The 18,664-nt window shown below is 35.6% G+C and carries 32 protein-coding genes; 31 read left to right on the top strand and 1 reads right to left on the bottom strand.

Annotation, left to right across the window (positions count from 1 at the left end; genetic code table 11):
• Positions 1-9: 9 nt before the first annotated feature.
• Positions 10-2,145, top strand: coding sequence for a DNA topoisomerase III (locus JG553_RS08445; protein ID WP_000838485.1), 2,136 nt, complete (start codon positions 10-12; stop codon positions 2,143-2,145).
• A gap of 112 nt (positions 2,146-2,257) precedes the next feature.
• Positions 2,258-3,592 carry a 6-thioguanine permease StgP gene (gene stgP / locus JG553_RS08440; protein ID WP_000800700.1) on the top strand — a complete coding sequence of 445 codons (1,335 nt, stop codon included), beginning with the start codon at positions 2,258-2,260 and terminating at the stop codon, positions 3,590-3,592.
• A 191-nt stretch (positions 3,593-3,783) separates the two neighbouring features.
• Here stgP and JG553_RS08435 read toward each other — a convergent pair whose 3' ends face one another.
• On the bottom strand, positions 3,784-4,173 hold the full coding sequence (locus JG553_RS08435; protein WP_000788442.1) for a hypothetical protein: 390 nt from the start codon (positions 4,171-4,173) through the stop codon (positions 3,784-3,786).
• A 356-nt stretch (positions 4,174-4,529) separates the two neighbouring features.
• On the opposite strand from JG553_RS08435, the gene rpsJ reads away from it, so the two are divergent.
• From rpsJ to rplQ, 29 genes are all read left to right on the top strand, one after another.
• Entirely contained in the window at positions 4,530-4,838 is a 309-nt protein-coding gene (gene rpsJ, locus JG553_RS08430; RefSeq protein WP_001118667.1) for a 30S ribosomal protein S10, read from the top strand.
• A gap of 27 nt (positions 4,839-4,865) precedes the next feature.
• Positions 4,866-5,528, top strand: a complete 663-nt coding sequence (rplC, locus tag JG553_RS08425) for a 50S ribosomal protein L3 (protein WP_000160212.1) — start codon at positions 4,866-4,868, stop codon at positions 5,526-5,528.
• Positions 5,529-5,554: 26 nt separating this feature from the next.
• Entirely contained in the window at positions 5,555-6,178 is a 624-nt protein-coding gene (rplD, locus tag JG553_RS08420) for a 50S ribosomal protein L4 (RefSeq protein WP_000024827.1), read from the top strand.
• Positions 6,178-6,453, top strand: coding sequence for a 50S ribosomal protein L23 (rplW, locus tag JG553_RS08415; RefSeq protein ID WP_000388082.1), 276 nt, complete (start codon positions 6,178-6,180; stop codon positions 6,451-6,453). The genes rplD and rplW overlap by 1 nt, the downstream gene beginning before the upstream one ends.
• Positions 6,454-6,485: 32 nt before the next feature.
• Positions 6,486-7,319, top strand: a complete 834-nt coding sequence (gene rplB / locus JG553_RS08410; protein ID WP_000985472.1) for a 50S ribosomal protein L2 — start codon at positions 6,486-6,488, stop codon at positions 7,317-7,319.
• Positions 7,320-7,385: 66 nt separating this feature from the next.
• Positions 7,386-7,664, top strand: a complete 279-nt coding sequence (rpsS, locus tag JG553_RS08405) for a 30S ribosomal protein S19 (RefSeq protein WP_000124353.1) — start codon at positions 7,386-7,388, stop codon at positions 7,662-7,664.
• A 28-nt stretch (positions 7,665-7,692) separates the two neighbouring features.
• A complete protein-coding gene (gene rplV, locus JG553_RS08400; protein ID WP_000387527.1) occupies positions 7,693-8,046 on the top strand; it encodes a 50S ribosomal protein L22 in 354 nt (117 codons plus the stop codon).
• 23 nt (positions 8,047-8,069) lie between these two features.
• Entirely contained in the window at positions 8,070-8,723 is a 654-nt protein-coding gene (rpsC, locus tag JG553_RS08395; RefSeq protein WP_000529877.1) for a 30S ribosomal protein S3, read from the top strand.
• Between the two features lie 2 nt (positions 8,724-8,725).
• Positions 8,726-9,160: a 50S ribosomal protein L16 gene (gene rplP, locus JG553_RS08390; RefSeq protein WP_000926310.1), complete on the top strand. Its 435-nt coding sequence runs from the start codon at positions 8,726-8,728 to the stop codon at positions 9,158-9,160.
• Positions 9,150-9,359, top strand: a complete 210-nt coding sequence (gene rpmC, locus JG553_RS08385; protein ID WP_000644737.1) for a 50S ribosomal protein L29 — start codon at positions 9,150-9,152, stop codon at positions 9,357-9,359. Before rplP ends, rpmC begins: the two co-directional genes overlap by 11 nt.
• A gap of 23 nt (positions 9,360-9,382) precedes the next feature.
• On the top strand, positions 9,383-9,646 hold the full coding sequence (gene rpsQ, locus JG553_RS08380) for a 30S ribosomal protein S17 (protein WP_000004086.1): 264 nt from the start codon (positions 9,383-9,385) through the stop codon (positions 9,644-9,646).
• 31 nt (positions 9,647-9,677) lie between these two features.
• Positions 9,678-10,046 (top strand): 50S ribosomal protein L14, encoded by a 369-nt coding sequence (gene rplN / locus JG553_RS08375; RefSeq protein WP_000615921.1) that lies wholly within the window; start codon positions 9,678-9,680, stop codon positions 10,044-10,046.
• 35 nt (positions 10,047-10,081) lie between these two features.
• Positions 10,082-10,399 carry a 50S ribosomal protein L24 gene (gene rplX / locus JG553_RS08370; RefSeq protein WP_000547687.1) on the top strand — a complete coding sequence of 106 codons (318 nt, stop codon included), beginning with the start codon at positions 10,082-10,084 and terminating at the stop codon, positions 10,397-10,399.
• 26 nt (positions 10,400-10,425) lie between these two features.
• Positions 10,426-10,965, top strand: a complete 540-nt coding sequence (rplE, locus tag JG553_RS08365) for a 50S ribosomal protein L5 (protein WP_001080824.1) — start codon at positions 10,426-10,428, stop codon at positions 10,963-10,965.
• A 22-nt stretch (positions 10,966-10,987) separates the two neighbouring features.
• Positions 10,988-11,173: a type Z 30S ribosomal protein S14 gene (locus JG553_RS08360; RefSeq protein WP_001140799.1), complete on the top strand. Its 186-nt coding sequence runs from the start codon at positions 10,988-10,990 to the stop codon at positions 11,171-11,173.
• Positions 11,174-11,204: 31 nt separating this feature from the next.
• Positions 11,205-11,603, top strand: a complete 399-nt coding sequence (gene rpsH, locus JG553_RS08355) for a 30S ribosomal protein S8 (protein WP_000178881.1) — start codon at positions 11,205-11,207, stop codon at positions 11,601-11,603.
• 24 nt (positions 11,604-11,627) lie between these two features.
• Positions 11,628-12,164: a 50S ribosomal protein L6 gene (gene rplF, locus JG553_RS08350; RefSeq protein WP_000091975.1), complete on the top strand. Its 537-nt coding sequence runs from the start codon at positions 11,628-11,630 to the stop codon at positions 12,162-12,164.
• A gap of 30 nt (positions 12,165-12,194) precedes the next feature.
• Positions 12,195-12,554, top strand: a complete 360-nt coding sequence (rplR, locus tag JG553_RS08345; RefSeq protein ID WP_000623881.1) for a 50S ribosomal protein L18 — start codon at positions 12,195-12,197, stop codon at positions 12,552-12,554.
• Positions 12,555-12,574: 20 nt separating this feature from the next.
• Complete coding sequence (gene rpsE / locus JG553_RS08340) at positions 12,575-13,075, top strand: 30S ribosomal protein S5 (protein ID WP_000113851.1); 501 nt, start codon at positions 12,575-12,577, stop codon at positions 13,073-13,075.
• A 16-nt stretch (positions 13,076-13,091) separates the two neighbouring features.
• A complete protein-coding gene (rpmD, locus tag JG553_RS08335; RefSeq protein WP_001096577.1) occupies positions 13,092-13,271 on the top strand; it encodes a 50S ribosomal protein L30 in 180 nt (59 codons plus the stop codon).
• Positions 13,272-13,287: 16 nt separating this feature from the next.
• Positions 13,288-13,728: a 50S ribosomal protein L15 gene (rplO, locus tag JG553_RS08330; protein ID WP_000766074.1), complete on the top strand. Its 441-nt coding sequence runs from the start codon at positions 13,288-13,290 to the stop codon at positions 13,726-13,728.
• Positions 13,728-15,020 (top strand): preprotein translocase subunit SecY, encoded by a 1,293-nt coding sequence (gene secY, locus JG553_RS08325; protein ID WP_000616784.1) that lies wholly within the window; start codon positions 13,728-13,730, stop codon positions 15,018-15,020. The genes rplO and secY overlap by 1 nt, the downstream gene beginning before the upstream one ends.
• A gap of 16 nt (positions 15,021-15,036) precedes the next feature.
• Complete coding sequence (locus JG553_RS08320; protein WP_001021468.1) at positions 15,037-15,684, top strand: adenylate kinase; 648 nt, start codon at positions 15,037-15,039, stop codon at positions 15,682-15,684.
• Between the two features lie 192 nt (positions 15,685-15,876).
• A complete protein-coding gene (infA, locus tag JG553_RS08315) occupies positions 15,877-16,095 on the top strand; it encodes a translation initiation factor IF-1 (protein ID WP_001118443.1) in 219 nt (72 codons plus the stop codon).
• A gap of 31 nt (positions 16,096-16,126) precedes the next feature.
• A complete protein-coding gene (gene rpmJ, locus JG553_RS08310) occupies positions 16,127-16,240 on the top strand; it encodes a 50S ribosomal protein L36 (protein WP_000868342.1) in 114 nt (37 codons plus the stop codon).
• Positions 16,241-16,262: 22 nt separating this feature from the next.
• Positions 16,263-16,628, top strand: a complete 366-nt coding sequence (gene rpsM, locus JG553_RS08305) for a 30S ribosomal protein S13 (RefSeq protein ID WP_000090796.1) — start codon at positions 16,263-16,265, stop codon at positions 16,626-16,628.
• Positions 16,629-16,651: 23 nt separating this feature from the next.
• Positions 16,652-17,041, top strand: a complete 390-nt coding sequence (gene rpsK / locus JG553_RS08300; RefSeq protein WP_000101625.1) for a 30S ribosomal protein S11 — start codon at positions 16,652-16,654, stop codon at positions 17,039-17,041.
• A 74-nt stretch (positions 17,042-17,115) separates the two neighbouring features.
• The gene (locus JG553_RS08295; RefSeq protein ID WP_000569649.1) at positions 17,116-18,060 is read left to right on the top strand and encodes a DNA-directed RNA polymerase subunit alpha; all 945 of its coding nucleotides are present in this window, start codon (positions 17,116-17,118) and stop codon (positions 18,058-18,060) included.
• Between the two features lie 16 nt (positions 18,061-18,076).
• Positions 18,077-18,445: a 50S ribosomal protein L17 gene (rplQ, locus tag JG553_RS08290; RefSeq protein ID WP_000542274.1), complete on the top strand. Its 369-nt coding sequence runs from the start codon at positions 18,077-18,079 to the stop codon at positions 18,443-18,445.
• Positions 18,446-18,664: the final 219 nt, after the last annotated feature.

Raw genomic sequence — 18,664 nt, 5'->3', positions numbered from 1 at the left:
GGATAATTTATGAAATCTTTAATATTAGCTGAAAAACCATCAGTCGCAAGAGATATTGCTGATGCTTTACAAATAAATCAGAAGCGTAATGGTTACTTTGAAAATAACCAATATATTGTCACGTGGGCGTTAGGTCATCTAGTGACAAATGCGACACCTGAACAATACGATAAAAATTTAAAGGAATGGCGATTAGAAGACCTTCCAATTATACCTAAATATATGAAAACTGTTGTTATTGGTAAAACAAGCAAACAATTTAAAACAGTAAAAGCGTTAATTTTAGATAATAAAGTGAAAGATATTATTATTGCAACAGATGCTGGACGAGAAGGTGAACTAGTTGCAAGATTGATTTTGGATAAAGTTGGTAACAAAAAGCCAATCCGTCGATTATGGATTAGCTCAGTTACTAAAAAAGCTATTCAACAAGGTTTTAAAAATTTAAAAGACGGTCGTCAATATAACGATTTGTATTATGCAGCGTTAGCGAGAAGTGAGGCAGATTGGATTGTTGGGATTAATGCAACGCGTGCACTAACAACAAAGTATGATGCACAGCTATCCCTGGGACGTGTTCAGACACCAACGATTCAATTAGTAAATACACGACAACAAGAGATTAATCAGTTCAAACCACAACAATACTTTACATTATCATTAACGGTAAAAGGGTTTGATTTTCAGCTAGAATCAAATCAGCGATATACCAATAAAGAAACTTTAGAACAGATGGTTAATAATTTGAAAAATGTCGATGGTAAGATTAAATCTGTTGCTACTAAACATAAGAAGTCGTATCCGCAATCACTGTACAATTTAACAGATTTACAACAAGATATGTATAGACGTTATAAAATTGGACCTAAAGAAACATTGAATACACTTCAAAGCTTATATGAGAGACATAAAGTCGTAACCTATCCAAGAACAGATTCAAACTATTTAACAACTGATATGGTAGATACTATGAAAGAACGTATTCAGGTGACGATGGCAACAACATATAAAGACCAAGCACGCCCATTAATGTCTAAAACATTTTCATCAAAAATGTCGATATTTAATAATCAAAAAGTATCTGATCACCATGCAATTATTCCTACAGAAGTGAGACCTGTCATGTCAGACTTAAGTAATAGAGAATTAAAGTTATACGATATGATTGTCGAGCGTTTTTTAGAAGCTTTAATGCCTCCGCACGAGTATGACGCGATAACTGTAACTTTAGAGGTTGCAGGGCACACATTTGTTTTGAAAGAGAATGTAACAACTGTTTTAGGTTTTAAATCTATTAGACAAGGTGAATCTATTACAGAGATGCAACAGCCTTTTTCAGAAGGCGATGAAGTGAAGATTTCAAAAACAAATATTAGAGAACATGAAACAACACCTCCAGAATATTTTAATGAAGGTTCGTTATTAAAAGCGATGGAGAACCCTCAGAACTTTATTCAATTGAAGGATAAAAAATATGCGCAAACTTTAAAACAAACAGGTGGTATCGGCACAGTTGCAACAAGGGCCGACATTATCGATAAATTATTTAATATGAATGCCATTGAATCAAGAGACGGTAAAATTAAAGTAACGTCAAAAGGTAAACAAATATTAGAATTAGCACCAGAAGAATTAACGTCGCCACTTTTAACTGCACAATGGGAAGAAAAATTACTTTTAATTGAACGTGGTAAATATCAGGCGAAAACATTTATTAATGAAATGAAAGATTTTACGAAAGATGTTGTAAATGGGATTAAAAATAGTGATCGTAAATATAAACACGATAATTTAACAACCACAGAATGCCCAACGTGTGGTAAATTCATGATTAAAGTTAAAACTAAAAATGGTCAGATGCTTGTGTGCCAAGATCCATCTTGTAAGACGAAAAAGAATGTACAGCGCAAAACAAATGCAAGATGTCCAAACTGTAAAAAGAAATTAACGTTGTTTGGTAAAGGGAAAGAAGCGGTATATCGTTGTGTTTGTGGACATTCTGAAACGCAAGCACATATGGATCAGCGTATGAAGTCTAAATCCTCTGGTAAAGTATCTCGTAAAGAAATGAAAAAGTATATGAATAAAAATGAAGGTTTAGACAATAATCCGTTTAAAGATGCATTAAAGAACTTGAATTTATAGATAAAATCGAACAAAGTTGAATCAGAAAAACGAAAAGTTCGCTTTTGGTATTGTTTTTTATTAAGAATGATATTAAACTATTAAGGTATTTTAAAAAAAGGAGCATCCATTCGTGAAAAACTATTTCCAGTTCGATAAATATGGAACAAACTTTAAAAGAGAAATCTTAGGCGGTATCACAACTTTCTTATCTATGGCCTATATTTTAGCAGTTAACCCGCAAGTTTTAAGTTTAGCAGGTGTTAAAGGCGTATCAGAAGATATGAAAATGGACCAAGGTGCCATTTTTGTAGCGACTGCATTAGCAGCATTTGTAGGCTCGCTATTCATGGGGCTAATAGCTAAATATCCAATTGCGTTAGCACCAGGTATGGGATTAAATGCATTCTTTGCATTTACTGTTGTGTTAACCATGGGTATTCCTTGGCAAGTTGGTTTAACAGGCGTTTTATTCTCAGGTATATTCTTTGCGATATTAACCGTCACAGGGTTTAGGGAAGTTATTATTAATGCAATTCCTTATCAAATGAAGATGGCTGTTTCAGCAGGTATAGGATTATTCATTACATTTGTAGGTTTACAAAGTTCGGGTATTATAGTTAAAAATGAATCTACATTAGTAACATTGGGACATTTAACTGATCCACCAGTACTTTTGGCGATATTCGGTATCGTTATTACAGTTATTTTATATGCAATTAAATTGCCGGGTTCTATCTTTATCGGTATGATCATCACAGCAATCGTTGGTATGTTCACTGGATTGATTCAAATGCCATCTGGTATTGTGGGTAAGATTCCAAGTATTGAACCAACGTTCGGTGCTGCATTTGAAGCGTTTAAAGACCCAAGTCAATTATTAACGATACAGTTCTTAATTGTTATTTTAACGTTCTTATTTATTGATTTCTTTGATACAGCTGGTACATTAGTAGCTGTTGCTACTCAAGCAGGTATTATGAAAGATAATAAATTACCAAGAGCTGGTAGAGCATTGTTCTCAGATTCTTTAGCTACGATTGTAGGATCAGTTTTTGGAACAACTACAACAACTTCTTATATCGAATCAACTTCAGGTGTTGCTGTAGGTGCTAGAACAGGATTTGCTAGTATCGTAACAGGTTGTTGTTTCCTATTAGCGCTGTTCTTTAGTCCGTTAATCGCTGTTGTAACAAGTGCAGTTACGACACCAGCCTTAGTGGTGGTAGGTGTATTAATGGCTGCAAACTTTGCTGAGATAAACTGGAAAAGTTTTGAAGTTGCAGTGCCAGCCTTCATTACAATCATTATGATGCCTTTATCATATTCAATTGCAACTGGTATTGCGTGTGGATTTATTTTCTATCCAATTACAATGCTTATCTCTAAAAAACATAAAGAAGTACATCCGATAATGTATGTATTAATGGTACTATTCATTCTGTACTTCATATTTGTTCATGGTTAAATCCAGACACAAAAAACGACTGCCAATGATTGGTAGTCGTTTTTTTCTTTGAAGTAAGGATAAAATAAGAAGCGAAATAACATAAAGCGATATTATGAATGTCTTTAAATATCCGATATAAATATACTTCTTTTAAAATTGTTGGACGTGTTTCTTCTATATTATATACCTAATTAAAAAGGTTTTAAGAATTATTCTCTATGTCCATCTTTGTATTGTGTGTAAATGACACGAGCATTTTTATTAGGTATATAGGTTGGCGCTGATAATACAACTAGGACAAATAGAATCATTAGGAAAAATAAAATCCAATGAATCAAAATTCCTAAGAAGGGGATAATAGCTAAAAAACTACCTACTATACCAAATATTGGAATAATCGCTATAGGTCTAATCGCATTTTGTCTATTCACTAATAATATAATAGTAAAAATTAGATAAAGTAATGCATTAAAGAGTAAAGGCTGCCATCCAAAACTTAAAATAAACGTTGCACCTAAAAAAGGAATGCCATAGAAAAACTCACAAAGTATTAAAAAGATACCTATAAGTGCTAAAGATAATTTTGGTCCATTTTTCATATTCATTCACCACCGTTCTTATGACTAATTATATAGAATAATTTTTAATGATAATAATAAAATGATTCAAGGTACGAATTTACAATAAAGAAGGAAATAAAAAATATCTCGAAAATAGTTGAACTGACTAAGTATATAAAGTAAAATATAAAAGTATGTGTTAGACAGATAGAAAAATTATGTGAAAAGCCTTGATTTATCGATGTTTTTCGTGTAATATAACTAACGTTGGACTTTAAGAAAAGCGATGAAGCGAAAGGTTACTGACACACCCGGCCGCTTTGCCATGGCGCTGTGTAAGATAGTTTTCGTGGAGAAGTCTATCACTAAATGTAGACGAATAAGGAGGGAAAATTATGGCAAAACAAAAAATCAGAATCAGATTAAAAGCTTATGATCACCGCGTAATTGATCAATCAGCAGAGAAGATTGTAGAAACAGCGAAACGTTCTGGTGCAGATGTTTCTGGACCAATTCCGTTACCAACTGAGAAATCAGTTTACACAATCATCCGTGCCGTGCATAAGTATAAAGATTCACGTGAACAATTCGAACAACGTACACACAAACGTTTAATCGATATTGTAAACCCAACACCAAAAACAGTTGACGCTTTAATGGGCTTAAACTTACCATCTGGTGTAGACATCGAAATCAAATTATAATAGACAATTTTAGGAGGTGGACTTTCGATGACCAAAGGAATCTTAGGAAGAAAAATTGGGATGACACAAGTATTCGGAGAAAACGGTGAATTAATCCCTGTAACAGTAGTAGAAGCTAAAGAAAATGTTGTATTACAAAAGAAAACTGTAGAAGTTGATGGATACAACGCAATCCAAGTTGGATTTGAAGACAAAAAAGCATACAAAAAAGATGCAAAATCTAATAAATATGCTAATAAACCAGCTGAAGGTCACGCTAAAAAAGCTGACGCAGCACCTAAGCGCTTCATTCGTGAATTCCGCAATGTAGACGTGGATGCTTACGAAGTAGGTCAAGAAGTCTCAGTAGATACTTTTGTAGCTGGCGACGTTATTGACGTAACAGGCGTATCAAAAGGTAAAGGTTTCCAAGGTGCAATTAAACGCCACGGACAATCTCGTGGACCTATGTCACACGGTTCTCATTTCCACAGAGCACCAGGTTCTGTAGGTATGGCTTCAGATGCTTCTAGAGTATTTAAAGGCCAAAAAATGCCAGGACGTATGGGTGGAAACACTGTAACTGTTCAAAACTTAGAAGTAGTTCAAGTTGACACAGAAAACAAAGTTATCTTAGTAAAAGGTAACGTACCTGGACCTAAAAAAGGTTTAGTAGAAATCAGAACTTCAATTAAAAAAGGTAATAAATAATAAGAAGTGAAAGGAGGAAATGCATAATGGCTAATTATGATGTTTTAAAATTAGACGGAACTAAATCAGGTTCAATCGAATTAAGCGATGCAGTATTCGGTATTGAGCCAAATAATAGCGTTTTATTCGAAGCTATTAATTTACAACGTGCTTCATTACGTCAAGGTACGCATGCTGTTAAGAATCGTTCAGCAGTAAGCGGTGGCGGACGTAAACCATGGAAGCAAAAAGGAACAGGTCGTGCTCGTCAAGGTACAATCCGTGCTCCACAATGGCGTGGCGGTGGTATCGTATTCGGACCAACTCCAAGAAGTTATGCATACAAAATGCCTAAGAAAATGCGTCGTTTAGCTTTACGCTCAGCATTATCTTTCAAAGCTCAAGAGAATGGCTTAACTGTAGTTGACGCATTCAACTTCGAAGCTCCAAAAACTAAAGAATTCAAAAATGTATTATCTACATTAGAACAACCTAAAAAAGTATTAGTAGTTACTGAAAACGAAGATGTAAATGTTGAATTATCAGCACGCAACATCCCTGGCGTTCAAGTGACAACTGCTCAAGGTTTAAATGTTTTAGATATCACTAATGCTGACAGCTTAGTAATTACTGAAGCTGCTGCTAAAAAAGTTGAGGAGGTGCTCGGATAATGGAAGCAAGAGATATTCTTAAGCGCCCCGTAATCACTGAGAAATCTTCTGAAGCAATGGCTGAAGACAAATACACTTTCGACGTTGATACTCGTGTTAACAAAACACAAGTAAAAATGGCAGTTGAAGAAATCTTCAACGTAAAAGTTGCAAGTGTTAATATCATGAATTACAAACCTAAGAAAAAACGTATGGGCCGTTACCAAGGCTATACAAACAAAAGAAGAAAAGCGATTGTAACTCTTAAAGAAGGATCAATCGACTTATTTAACTAATAAAACAATTACCATTAAGGAGGTAAGCGACAATGGCTATTAAAAAGTATAAGCCAATAACAAATGGTCGTCGTAATATGACTTCGTTAGATTTCGCAGAAATCACGAAAACTACACCTGAAAAGTCATTATTAAAACCGCTACCGAAAAAAGCGGGACGTAACAACCAAGGTAAATTGACTGTAAGACACCATGGTGGTGGACACAAACGTCAATACCGTGTTATCGATTTCAAACGTAACAAAGATGGTATCAATGCAAAAGTTGATTCTATTCAATATGATCCAAACCGCTCAGCAAACATCGCTTTAGTTGTATATGCAGACGGTGAAAAACGATATATCATTGCTCCTAAAGGATTAGAAGTAGGTCAAATCGTTGAAAGTGGTGCTGAAGCTGACATCAAAGTTGGTAACGCATTACCATTACAAAACATTCCAGTTGGTACAGTAGTACACAACATCGAGCTTAAACCTGGTAAAGGTGGACAAATCGCTCGTTCAGCTGGTGCAAGTGCTCAAGTACTTGGTAAAGAAGGTAAATACGTATTAATCAGATTAAGATCTGGTGAAGTTCGTATGATCTTATCTACTTGCCGTGCTACAATCGGTCAAGTTGGTAACCTACAACACGAATTAGTTAACGTTGGTAAAGCCGGACGTTCAAGATGGAAAGGTATCCGTCCAACAGTTCGTGGTTCTGTAATGAACCCTAACGATCACCCACACGGTGGTGGTGAAGGTCGTGCTCCTATCGGTAGACCATCTCCAATGTCACCATGGGGTAAACCTACGCTTGGTAAGAAAACTCGTCGTGGTAAAAAATCATCAGACAAACTTATCGTTCGTGGACGTAAGAAAAAATAATATAATCAACTTATTTGGGTGTGCGGCTTAAAGCTGCACGCACATAATAAGAAGGGAGGCGCCCAAATGGCTCGTAGTATTAAAAAAGGACCTTTCGTCGATGAGCATTTAATGAAAAAAGTTGAAGCTCAAGAAGGAAGCGAAAAGAAACAAGTAATCAAAACATGGTCACGTCGTTCTACAATTTTCCCTAATTTCATCGGACATACTTTTGCAGTATACGACGGACGTAAACACGTACCTGTATATGTAACTGAAGATATGGTAGGTCATAAATTAGGTGAGTTTGCTCCTACTCGTACATTCAAAGGACACGTTGCAGACGACAAGAAAACAAGAAGATAATATCTATTAAGTAGAGGAGGACATCCTAATGGAAGCAAAAGCGGTTGCTAGAACAATAAGAATCGCACCTCGTAAAGTAAGACTAGTTCTTGACTTAATCAGAGGTAAAAATGCTGCTGAAGCTATTGCAATTTTAAAATTAACAAACAAAGCTTCATCACCAGTAATTGAAAAAGTATTAATGTCCGCTTTAGCTAATGCTGAACATAACTATGACATGAACACAGATGAATTAGTAGTTAAAGAAGCATATGCTAACGAAGGACCAACATTAAAACGTTTCCGTCCACGTGCGCAAGGTCGTGCAAGTGCGATTAACAAACGTACAAGCCACATTACAATCGTCGTAAGTGACGGTAAAGAAGAAGCTAAAGAAGCTTAATTAACTTTTAAGGAGGGAATACTGTGGGTCAAAAAATTAATCCAATCGGACTTCGTGTTGGTATTATCCGTGATTGGGAAGCTAAATGGTATGCTGAAAAAGACTTCGCTTCACTTTTACACGAAGATTTAAAAATCCGTAAATTTATTGATAATGAATTAAAAGAAGCATCAGTTTCTCACGTAGAGATTGAACGTGCTGCAAACCGTATCAACATTGCAATTCATACTGGTAAACCTGGTATGGTAATTGGTAAAGGCGGTTCAGAAATCGAAAAATTACGCAACAAATTAAATGCGTTAACTGATAAAAAAGTACACATCAACGTAATTGAAATCAAAAAAGTTGATCTTGACGCTCGTTTAGTAGCTGAAAACATCGCACGTCAATTAGAAAACCGTGCTTCATTCCGTCGTGTACAAAAACAAGCAATCACTAGAGCTATGAAACTTGGTGCTAAAGGTATCAAAACTCAAGTATCTGGTCGTTTAGGCGGAGCTGACATCGCTCGTGCTGAACAATATTCAGAAGGAACTGTTCCACTTCATACGTTACGTGCTGACATCGATTATGCACACGCTGAAGCTGACACTACTTACGGTAAATTAGGCGTTAAAGTATGGATTTATCGTGGAGAAGTTCTTCCTACTAAGAACACTAGTGGAGGAGGAAAATAATAATGTTACTACCAAAACGTGTAAAATATCGTCGTCAACATCGTCCTAAAACAACTGGTCGTTCTAAAGGCGGTAACTACGTAACATTTGGTGAGTTTGGTTTACAAGCTACAACAACGTCTTGGATCACATCTCGTCAAATCGAATCTGCTCGTATAGCAATGACACGTTACATGAAACGTGGCGGGAAAGTTTGGATTAAAATCTTCCCACATACACCATATACTAAAAAACCTTTAGAAGTACGTATGGGTGCTGGTAAAGGTGCGGTTGAAGGCTGGATCGCAGTTGTTAAACCAGGTAGAATTTTATTCGAAGTTGCTGGCGTTTCTGAAGAAGTTGCGCGTGAAGCACTACGTTTAGCAAGTCACAAACTTCCAGTAAAAACTAAGTTTGTAAAACGTGAGGAATTGGGTGGTGAAACAAATGAAAGCTAAGGAAATTAGAGACTTAACCACTTCAGAAATCGAAGAACAAATCAAATCTTCAAAAGAAGAGCTTTTTAACCTACGCTTTCAGTTAGCTACAGGTCAATTAGAAGAAACTGCACGTATTCGTACAGTAAGAAAAACGATTGCACGTCTAAAAACTGTTGCTCGTGAAAGAGAAATTGAACAAAGTAAGGCTAATCAATAATTAAGTAAGAGGAGGTTACAAAAGTGAGCGAAAGAAACGATCGTAAAGTTTATGTAGGTAAAGTTGTTTCAGACAAAATGGACAAGACTATTACAGTACTTGTTGAAACTTACAAAACACACAAATTATACGGTAAACGAGTAAAATACTCTAAAAAATACAAAACTCATGATGAAAACAATTCAGCTAAATTAGGAGACATTGTTAAAATTCAAGAAACTCGTCCTTTATCAGCAACAAAACGTTTTCGTTTAGTAGAGATTGTTGAAGAGTCAGTAATTATTTAATACAAGTTTAGAGATAAGGGAGGTTTAACTAATGATCCAACAAGAAACACGCTTGAAAGTAGCAGACAACTCTGGTGCTCGTGAAGTTCTTACAATCAAAGTATTAGGTGGATCTGGTCGTAAAACAGCAAACATCGGCGATGTTATCGTATGTACTGTTAAAAATGCAACACCAGGTGGCGTTGTTAAAAAAGGTGACGTTGTCAAAGCTGTAATCGTACGTACTAAGTCAGGTGTTCGTCGTAATGACGGTTCATACATCAAATTTGATGAAAATGCATGTGTTATCATCCGTGATGACAAAGGCCCACGTGGTACTCGTATCTTCGGACCTGTTGCTCGTGAATTACGTGAAGGTAACTTCATGAAAATCGTATCATTAGCACCAGAAGTACTTTAATTAATAACAACCAATACAAATAAGGAGGTGCCCACATGCATATCAAAAAAGGTGACAACGTTAAAGTTATCGCAGGTAAAGACAAAGGTAAAGAAGGTAAAGTAATTGCTACTCTACCTAAAAAAGACCGTGTCGTTGTGGAAGGTGTTAACATTATGAAAAAACACCAAAAACCAACTCAATTAAATCCTGAAGGTGGAATCTTAGAAACAGAGGCAGCAATCCATGTTTCTAATGTACAATTATTGGACCCTAAAACAAACGAACCAACTCGTGTAGGTTACAAATTTGTTGATGGTAAAAAAGTTCGTATCGCTAAAAAATCTGGCGAAGAAATTAAATCTAATAATTAATAACAAGTTGAAAGGAGGATCCCACTTTGAACCGTTTAAAAGAAAAGTTTAACACTGAAGTTACTGAAAACTTAATGAAAAAATTCAATTATAGTTCAGTAATGGAAGTACCAAAAATAGATAAAATCGTTGTGAACATGGGTGTAGGTGACGCAGTACAAAATTCTAAAGTATTAGACAATGCTGTTGAAGAATTAGAATTGATCACTGGTCAAAAACCATTAGTAACTAAAGCTAAAAAATCAATCGCGACTTTCCGTTTACGTGAAGGTATGCCAATCGGTGCGAAAGTAACACTTCGCGGTGAAAGAATGTATGAATTCTTAGACAAATTAATTTCAGTATCATTACCACGTGTACGTGACTTCCAAGGTGTTTCTAAAAAAGCATTTGACGGACGCGGTAACTACACTTTAGGTGTTAAAGAACAATTAATTTTCCCAGAAATCGACTATGATAAAGTAAGTAAAGTTAGAGGAATGGATATTGTTATCGTAACGACTGCTAACACTGATGAAGAAGCTCGTGAATTGTTAGCTAACTTCGGTATGCCATTCCGTAAATAATTATTTAAAGGAGGCTAATTAAGTGGCTAAAACTTCAATGGTTGCTAAGCAACAAAAAAAACAAAAATATGCAGTTCGTGAATACACTCGTTGTGAACGTTGTGGCCGTCCACATTCTGTATATCGTAAATTTAAATTATGCCGTATTTGTTTCCGTGAATTAGCTTACAAAGGCCAAATCCCTGGCGTTCGTAAAGCTAGCTGGTAATAAAAAAGAGTCTGAAAGGAGGCAACAATCAATGACAATGACAGATCCAATCGCAGATATGCTTACTCGTGTAAGAAACGCAAACATGGTGCGTCACGAGAAGTTAGAATTACCTGCATCAAATATTAAAAAAGAAATTGCTGAAATCTTAAAGAGTGAAGGTTTCATTAAAAATGTTGAATACGTAGAAGATGATAAACAAGGTGTACTTCGTTTATTCTTAAAATATGGTCAAAACGATGAGCGTGTTATCACAGGATTAAAACGTATTTCAAAACCAGGTTTACGTGTTTATGCAAAAGCTAGCGAAATGCCTAAAGTATTAAATGGTTTAGGTATTGCATTAGTATCAACTTCTGAAGGTGTAATCACTGACAAAGAAGCAAGAAAACGTAATGTTGGTGGAGAAATTATCGCATACGTTTGGTAATAAAAAATAAGGAGGTGCCATAACATGAGTCGTGTTGGTAAGAAAATTATTGACATCCCTAGTGACGTAACAGTAACTTTTGATGGAAATCATGTAACTGTTAAAGGTCCTAAAGGTGAATTATCAAGAACTTTAAATGAAAGAATGACATTCAAACAAGAAGAAAACACAATTGAAGTTGTAAGACCATCTGATTCTAAAGAAGATAGAACAAACCATGGTACAACTCGTGCTTTATTAAACAATATGGTACAAGGTGTTTCTCAAGGATACGTAAAAGTACTTGAACTTGTTGGTGTAGGTTACCGTGCTCAAATGCAAGGTAAAGACTTAATCCTTAACGTTGGTTATTCTCACCCAGTAGAAATTAAAGCTGAAGAAAACATTACTTTCTCAGTTGAGAAAAACACAGTCGTTAAAGTTGAAGGTATTTCAAAAGAACAAGTTGGAGCATTAGCATCTAACATCCGTTCAGTAAGACCTCCAGAGCCTTACAAAGGTAAAGGTATTCGTTACCAAGGTGAATACGTTCGCCGTAAAGAAGGTAAAACTGGTAAATAATAGATAAACTCTAAAGAAAGGAGTATTGAAATGATCAGTAAAATTGATAAAAATAAAGTGCGTTTAAAAAGACATGCTCGTGTTCGTACTAACTTATCAGGTACAGCTGAAAAGCCACGTTTAAACGTATATCGTTCAAACAAGCATATCTACGCTCAAATTATTGATGATAATAAAGGCGTAACATTAGCTCAAGCTTCTTCAAAAGACAGCGACATTGCTACTACAGCAACTAAAGTTGAATTAGCAACTAAAGTCGGTGAAGCAATTGCTAAAAAAGCTGCTGACAAAGGCATTAAAGAAATCGTATTTGACCGTGGAGGATATTTATATCACGGACGTGTTAAAGCATTAGCTGAAGCAGCAAGAGAAAGCGGATTAGAATTTTAATTTAAAGGAGGGACAAATACATGGCTCGTAGAGAAGAAGAGACGAAAGAATTTGAAGAACGCGTTGTTACAATCAACCGTGTAGCAAAAGTTGTAAAAGGTGGTCGTCGTTTCCGTTTCACTGCATTAGTTGTAGTTGGAGACAAAAATGGTCGTGTAGGTTTCGGTACTGGTAAAGCTCAAGAGGTACCAGAAGCAATCAAAAAAGCTGTTGAAGCAGCTAAAAAAGATTTAGTAGTTGTTCCACGTGTTGAAGGTACAACTCCACACACAATTACTGGCCGTTACGGTTCAGGAAGCGTATTTATGAAACCGGCTGCACCTGGTACAGGAGTTATCGCTGGTGGTCCTGTTCGTGCCGTACTTGAATTAGCAGGTATCACTGATATCTTAAGTAAATCATTAGGATCAAACACACCAATCAACATGGTTCGTGCTACAATCGATGGTTTACAAAACCTTAAAAATGCTGAAGATGTTGCGAAATTACGTGGCAAAACAGTAGAAGAATTATACAATTAAGGAGGGAAAACTAGTTATGGCTAAATTACAAATTACCCTCACTCGTAGTGTTATTGGTCGTCCTGAAACACAACGTAAAACTGTTGAAGCTTTAGGTCTTAAAAAGACTAACAGTTCAGTAGTTGTTGAAGATAACCCTGCTATTCGTGGGCAAATCAACAAAGTTAAGCACTTAGTAACAGTAGAAGAAAAATAATCAAGGAGGTGCCGAAATGAAATTACATGAGTTAAAACCGGCAGAAGGTTCACGTAAAGAACGCAATCGTGTTGGACGTGGTGTTGCGACAGGTAACGGTAAAACAAGTGGTCGCGGACACAAAGGTCAAAAAGCTCGTTCAGGCGGTGGTGTAAGACCAGGATTTGAAGGTGGTCAATTACCATTATTCCGTCGTTTACCAAAACGTGGTTTTACTAACATAAATCGTAAAGAATATGCTATTGTTAACTTAGACCAACTTAATAAATTTGAAGATGGTACTGAAGTAACTCCAGCTTTATTAGTAGAATCTGGTGTTGTTAAGAATGAAAAATCTGGTATCAAAATACTAGGTAATGGTTCACTTGATAAGAAATTGACAGTGAAAGCTCATAAATTCTCAGCTTCAGCAGCAGAAGCTATTGATGCTAAAGGTGGAGCACACGAGGTGATCTAATGATTCAAACCCTTGTGAACTTCTTTAGAACAAAAGAGGTTCGTAACAAGATTTTCTTCACACTAGCAATGTTAGTAATTTTTAAAATAGGGACTTATATACCAGCTCCAGGAGTAAATCCTGCAGCTTTTGATAATCCCCAAGGTTCTCAAGGTGCCACTGAGTTATTAAATACTTTTGGTGGCGGAGCCTTGAAACGATTTTCTATTTTTGCAATGGGTATTGTACCCTACATCACTGCATCAATCGTAATGCAATTATTACAAATGGATATTGTCCCTAAATTCTCAGAATGGGCAAAACAAGGTGAAGTAGGTAGAAGAAAGTTAAATAACGTTACTCGTTATTTAGCAATTTCTTTAGCATTTATCCAATCTATAGGTATGGCATTCCAATTTAATAATTATCTCAAAGGTGCGCTGATTATCAATCAGTCAATTATGAGTTATTTATTAATAGCACTAGTTTTGACAGCAGGAACTGCTTTCTTAATATGGCTTGGTGATCAAATCACTCAGTTCGGTGTTGGTAATGGTATTTCTATTATCATATTTGCGGGTATTTTATCAACGTTGCCAGCCAGTCTAATTCAATTTGGACAAACTGCGTTCGTTGGGCAAGAAGATACATCATTAGCATGGTTGAAAGTATTAGGACTTTTAGTGTCACTGATACTATTAACTGTAGGTGCTATTTATGTACTTGAAGCCGTTCGTAAAATTCCGATTCAATATGCTAAGAAACAAACTGCTCAAAGATTAGGTTCACAGGCAACTTATCTACCTTTAAAAGTGAACTCAGCCGGTGTTATTCCTGTAATCTTTGCAATGGCGTTCTTCTTACTGCCTAGAACATTAACGTTGTTCTATCCAGATAAAGAATGGGCACAAAACATTGCGAATGCTGCAAATCCTTCAAGTAATGTTGGTATGGTTGTATATATTGTACTAATTATACTATTCACATACTTCTATGCATTTGTACAAGTTAATCCGGAAAAAATGGCTGATAACCTTAAGAAACAAGGTAGCTATGTTCCAGGTATTAGACCTGGTGAACAAACCAAAAAATATATTACTAAAGTTTTATATCGTTTAACTTTTGTAGGTTCTATCTTCTTAGCCGTTATTTCAATTCTACCGATATTAGCAACTAAGTTTATGGGATTACCACAATCAATTCAGATTGGTGGTACAAGTTTACTTATCGTTATTGGTGTAGCGATTGAAACAATGAAATCTTTAGAAGCTCAAGTATCTCAAAAAGAATATAAAGGCTTTGGTGGTAGATAATTTTAGGAGGGCACTTATGAATATCATTTTGATGGGTTTACCTGGCGCAGGTAAAGGAACTCAAGCAAGTGAAATTGTCAAGAAATTCCCAATACCCCACATTTCAACTGGTGACATGTTCAGAAAAGCTATAAAAGAAGAAACTGAATTAGGTAAAGAAGCTAAGTCTTATATGGACCGTGGCGAATTAGTTCCTGATGAAGTGACTGTAGGTATCGTTAAGGAAAGAATTTCTGAAGACGATGCAAAAAAAGGCTTTTTATTAGATGGCTTCCCAAGAACAATCGAGCAAGCTGAGGCATTAAATAATATTATGTCTGAGCTTGACAGAAACATTGATGCTGTCATCAATATCGAAGTTCCGGAAGAAGAATTAATGAACCGTCTTACAGGTCGTCGAATCTGTGAGTCATGTGGTACAACGTATCATCTTGTATTTAATCCTCCGAAGGTCGAAGGTATTTGTGATATCGATGGTGGTAAATTGTATCAACGAGAAGATGATAATCCTGAAACGGTAGCTAATCGTTTGAGTGTTAATATTAAACAATCTAAGCCTATTTTAGATTTCTATGATCAAAAAGGTGTATTGAAAAATATTGATGGTTCAAAAGATATTAGCGACGTTACCAAAGATGTCATTGATATTTTAGATCATTTGTAATAGATCAACTTTTAGCGGTCTATTTTAAGTGAGGCATGATTTAATCATATTAGATAGATGAGAGTGGCAATTAACGATAATTAATTCCCGTAATTTTTGTTTAACTTATAAAATTAATCACTGATAGATTCGTAACAATAAAGTTGTCTATTGACGATTACCTTACTATTGCAAAAAGGGGGAAGTTAATCAATGGCTAAACAAGATGTAATTGAATTAGAAGGTACTGTATTAGATACTTTACCGAACGCAATGTTTAAAGTAGAATTAGAAAATGGTCATGAGATTTTAGCTCACGTAAGTGGTAAAATCAGAATGAATTACATTCGTATTCTACCTGGCGACAAAGTAACTGTTGAGATGTCTCCGTACGATTTAACACGCGGAAGAATTACTTATCGTTATAAATAATCGTCACTCCATAATATAGGGAGGTATAAAAATGAAAGTAAGACCATCAGTAAAACCTATTTGCGAAAAATGTAAAGTCATTAAACGTAAAGGTAAAGTAATGGTAATTTGTGAAAATCCAAAACACAAACAAAGACAAGGTTAATAAAAGAGAGGTGTAAATTAATATGGCACGTATTGCAGGAGTAGATATTCCACGTGAAAAACGCGTAGTTATCTCATTAACTTATATATACGGTATCGGTACGTCAACTGCTCAAAAAATTCTTGAAGAAGCTAACGTATCAGCTGATACTCGTGTGAAAGATTTAACTGATGACGAATTAGGTCGCATCCGTGAAGTTGTAGACGGTTATAAAGTCGAAGGTGACTTACGTCGTGAAACTAACTTAAATATCAAACGTTTAATGGAAATTTCATCATACCGTGGTATCCGTCACCGTCGTGGTTTACCAGTTCGTGGTCAAAAAACGAAAAACAACGCGCGTACTCGTAAAGGACCAGTTAAAACGGTAGCTAACAAGAAAAAATAATAGGTAAAGGAGGCAAATTTTAAATGGCACGTAAACAAGTATCTCGTAAACGTAGAGTGAAAAAGAATATTGAAAATGGTGTAGCACACATCCGTTCAACATTCAACAACACTATTGTAACTATCACTGATGAGTTCGGTAATGCTTTATCATGGTCATCAGCTGGTGCATTAGGATTCAAAGGATCTAAAAAATCAACACCATTTGCAGCACAAATGGCTTCTGAAACTGCATCTAAATCAGCTATGGAGCATGGTTTAAAAACAGTTGAAGTAACAGTTAAAGGACCTGGTCCAGGTCGTGAATCAGCTATTCGTGCATTACAATCTGCAGGTTTAGAAGTAACTGCGATCAGAGACGTTACTCCAGTACCTCATAACGGTTGTCGTCCACCAAAACGTCGTCGTGTATAATTTATGATGGTATTGTTACAGGTCACTGAGCAAACATTTTAAATTAAGTCGACGTATATAAGGAGGATATTTAAATGATAGAAATCGAAAAACCTAGAATTGAGACAATTGAAATTAGTGAAGATGCTAAATTCGGTAAGTTCGTTGTTGAACCACTAGAACGTGGCTACGGTACTACACTAGGAAACTCCTTACGTCGTATCCTACTATCTTCATTACCAGGTGCAGCCGTTAAGTATATTGAAATTGAGGGAGTTTTACATGAATTCTCAGCAGTAGACAATGTAGTTGAAGATGTTTCTACAATTATTATGAACATTAAACAATTAGCATTGAAAATTTACTCTGAAGAAGATAAAACTTTAGAAATTGATGTACGTGATGAAGGCGAAGTAACAGCAAGCGACATTACACATGATAGTGATGTTGAAATTTTAAACCCAGAGCTTAAAATTGCAACAGTATCTAAAGGTGGTCACTTAAAAATTCGTCTAGTTGCTAACAAGGGTAGAGGTTACGCATTAGCAGAACAAAATAATACTAGTGATTTACCAATTGGTGTAATCCCTGTTGATTCATTGTATTCACCTGTTGAACGTGTGAACTATACTGTTGAAAATACACGTGTAGGTCAAAGCAGTGATTTTGATAAATTAACATTGGATGTTTGGACTAATGGTTCAATCACACCACAAGAATCAGTTTCATTAGCAGCAAAAATAATGACTGAACACTTGAATATCTTCGTTGGTCTTACTGATGAAGCGCAAAACGCTGAAATCATGATTGAAAAAGAAGAAGATCAAAAAGAAAAAGTATTAGAAATGTCTATTGAAGAATTAGACTTATCTGTACGTTCATATAACTGCTTAAAACGCGCAGGAATCAATTCTGTTCAAGAGTTAGCTGACAAATCTGAAGCTGACATGATGAAAGTGCGTAATTTAGGTCGTAAATCTTTAGAAGAAGTTAAATACAAATTAGAAGATTTAGGATTAGGATTAAGAAAAGAAGATTGATAAAGGAGGTTAACTCATGGGTTACAGAAAATTAGGTCGTACTTCTGATCAACGTAAAGCTATGTTACGTGACTTAGCTACATCACTTATTATTAGTGAACGTATTGAAACTACAGAAGCTCGTGCAAAAGAAGTTCGCAGTGTTGTTGAGAAATTAATCACTTTAGGTAAAAAAGGAGATTTAGCTTCTCGTCGTAATGCAGCTAAAACTTTACGTAATGTTGAAATCTTAAACGAAGATGAAACTACACAAACTGCACTTCAAAAATTATTTGGTGAAATCGCAGAGCGTTACACAGAACGTCAAGGTGGTTACACTCGTATCCTTAAACAAGGCCCTCGTCGCGGTGACGGTGCTGAATCAGTAATTATCGAATTAGTATAAGAATTTATATAAATACACTAACTACTTTTATATAAAGCAAATGAGTGCAACGATAATGTTTGCCACATACAAATATTGTCTAGCTCAGAGTACCCCATCAACTAAATAAAGATTTAAAGCGTGAACTCAACAAACTTATGATGGGGTGCGCGCTTTTTTATTGAATAAAATATCGGACTTATGAACAGAAATGTTTTTAAGTCCGATTTCTTTATATTT

Origin of the sequence: Staphylococcus sp. T93 (assembly GCF_016743875.1) — a bacterium.
Lineage (GTDB): Bacteria > Bacillota > Bacilli > Staphylococcales > Staphylococcaceae > Staphylococcus > Staphylococcus aureus.
The sequence above is the reverse complement of the archived record's forward strand: the minus strand, read 5'-3'. Positions and strand labels throughout refer to the sequence as shown.